The sequence below is a fragment of the Synechococcus sp. R6-7 genome (genome assembly GCF_047461695.1).
GTDB lineage: Bacteria > Cyanobacteriota > Cyanobacteriia > Thermostichales > Thermostichaceae > Thermostichus.
Map to the genome: position 1 here is coordinate 1 of NZ_JANSHS010000053.1, position 2,484 is coordinate 2,484.

Below are 2,484 nucleotides of genomic sequence, written 5' to 3' on the forward strand. Positions count from 1 at the left end.
TTCAGCAGTGTTCAGCGTAAATGTATCAGCGCCGGACATCCCTATTCTCCTTCAGACGGGAGGGATCCCTCCCCTGAGGGACAGGGATCCATTGGCGACGGCGGGACAGAGTCCTCCGCTGCTGCAGCAGAAGGGGAATCGGCGCCCGGTCGTGTCAGCAGTGGGGAACTGTCTGCGATCCCGGCTGCCCCGCCAGGGTTTAAGTCGGGGTTTGTGGGGCTGATCGGGCGGCCCAATGTGGGCAAGTCCACCCTACTCAACGCCCTGGTGGGACAAAAGATTGCCATCACCTCTCCCGTGGCCCAGACCACCCGCAACCGCCTGCAGGGGATCCTCTCCCTACCCCAAGCCCAGATCATCTGGGTGGATACCCCTGGCATCCACAAACCCCACCACCGCCTGGGGGAAATCTTGGTACACAACGCCCAGGCAGCCATTGCCGCTGTGGACGTGATCCTCTTCGTGGTGGATGGATCGGTGCCGGCAGGACGCGGGGATGCTTTTATTGCCGAGCGGATCCCTGCTGCTTCCCCCTGCCTGATCGTCTGCAACAAAGCGGATCTGCTTCCTCAGGATGCTGCCGTGCGCCAAGCTCACCAAGAGAGCTACCAAGCCCTGCGCCCCGGCGCTCCTGTCGTTTGGGTGTCTGCCTTGGATCCCAGCAGTTTGACACCCCTGATCCAAGCCACCATCGATCTGCTGCCCACCGGCCCCTACTACTACCCGCCGGATCTGGTGACGGATCAGCCGGAGCGGTTCATCATGGCGGAGCTGATCCGAGAACAGGTGCTGCTGCAGACCCGCGAGGAAGTGCCCCATTCCGTGGCCGTGACCATCGACCAGGTGGAAGAAACCCCCAACGTCACCCGCATCTTGGCCACCCTCTATGTAGAGCGGGACTCGCAAAAGGGGATCCTCATTGGCAAAGGGGGGGAAAGGCTCAAGCGGATCGGCCAGGCAGCCCGCCTGCAGATTCAAAAGCTGATCCTGGGCAAGGTGTACCTGGAGCTGTTTGTCAAGGTGCGGCCCCACTGGCGGCGCTCTGAGCACCTTCTGCGCGACTTGGGCTACAGCGCTACGTCCCCCTAGCGGGAATAAGCCATTTGCGTCAGCAGGACGGAGTTCTTATGCCCCCCTCTCCCCTTGTGGGTAGGAGACTGGGGTATTCGCGCAAGCAGCACGGCGTGCCTGGGGGGAATGCTGCAAAAATGCCCTAGACCTGCTTAGAACAGATACTGACTGGGATCCCTGCGTTAGCTTGGATAGCAAAGCCTTTGGAGTTCAACGGCAGTTTTTCCCATCTTGCTTTGCTGCCCCGCGCTATGACCGCTTTCTATCCCGCTACGGTTCAACCGGGCGCCCGCACCCTGCCTGGCCACTACTATGTTTCTTCCAGCCGCTTTGAGGCGGAGATTGAGCAGATTTTTTATCGGCAGTGGTTCTGCGTGGGGCGCAGTGCCGATCTGGCCCAACCCGGAGACTTTTTGCAGGTGCAGGTGCTCAGAGAAAGCCTGATCCTGGTACGGGATCCCAAGGGGCAAGCCCATGCCTTCTTCAACCACTGTCGCCATCGAGGAACCCGACTCTGCAGTGAGCCCCAAGGCCATTTTGCCGATGGGATCCCTTGCCCCTACCACGCCTGGCGCTATGGGCTGGACGGGCAATTGTTGGCAGCTCCCCAGATGCACGAGGTGGAAGACTTTCGCCGTGAAGATTATCCCCTCCACTCCGCTGCCTTGGCAGAATGGGAAGGCTTCGTCTGGGTCAACCTCAGCCGCAATCCTCAGCCCTTCGATGAGGTTTTTGCCCCATTGCAAGGTCGTTTCCGAGAGTGGAACCTGTCCGCTCTGCGGCGAGGCCATCGTATTGAATACCACGTTCAAGCCAATTGGAAATTGCTGTTTGAAAACTACTCTGAGTGCTACCACTGCCCGCTCATTCACCCAGAATTGGCCCGCCTTTCGCCGGCTCGCAGTGGTCGCAACGACTTGATGGAAGGCCCCTTTTTGGGCGGCTACATGTTGCTCAATCCAGATGTGACCAGCCTAAACATGAGTGGCCAACGCAGCTTGCCCCTGATCTCCACCGTGCGAGGCGAGAACCAACGGCGGGCCTACTACTACACCCTTATGCCCAATCTATTCTTGAGCCTGCAGCCGGACTATGTCATGACCCACACTCTGTGGCCCCAGGGATCCGACCGGACGCGGGTTGTCTGCGATTGGCTGTTTGAGCCGGAGACCTTGGCGCTGGATGGTTTTGATCCCAGCGAGGTGGTGGAATTGTGGGATCGCACCAATCGACAGGATTGGCACCTGTGCGAGCTCACCCAGCAAGGGGTGGGATCCCGTGCCTATGAAGCAGGGCCTCTTTCCCATGCAGAAGGGTTGCTGCAAGCCTTTGGGCGGGAATACCGCCGGCAGATGCAGGAGCATGACTCTAGTCAATGATACACTGGACTATACTGAAAATAATGTACAGTAT

2 protein-coding genes are annotated in these 2,484 nt (G+C 59.3%); both read left to right on the plus strand.

The window, feature by feature from the left end; translation table 11 throughout:
• The first annotated feature begins 168 nt into the window (after nt 1-168).
• Nucleotides 169-1,089 (plus strand): GTPase Era, encoded by a 921-nt coding sequence (era, locus tag NW815_RS02100; RefSeq protein ID WP_414388730.1) that lies wholly within the window; start codon nt 169-171, stop codon nt 1,087-1,089.
• Between the two features lie 233 nt (nt 1,090-1,322).
• Nucleotides 1,323-2,450 carry an aromatic ring-hydroxylating oxygenase subunit alpha gene (locus NW815_RS02105; RefSeq protein WP_414388728.1) on the plus strand — a complete coding sequence of 376 codons (1,128 nt, stop codon included), beginning with the start codon at nt 1,323-1,325 and terminating at the stop codon, nt 2,448-2,450.
• The last annotated feature ends 34 nt before the right edge of the window (nt 2,451-2,484 follow it).

Bases quoted from the DNA above. Each gene is read 5' to 3' on its own strand.
- NW815_RS02105 (WP_414388728.1), top strand. From the start codon at position 1,323: ATGACCGCTTTCTATCCCGCTACGGTTCAACCGGGCGCCCGCACCCTG.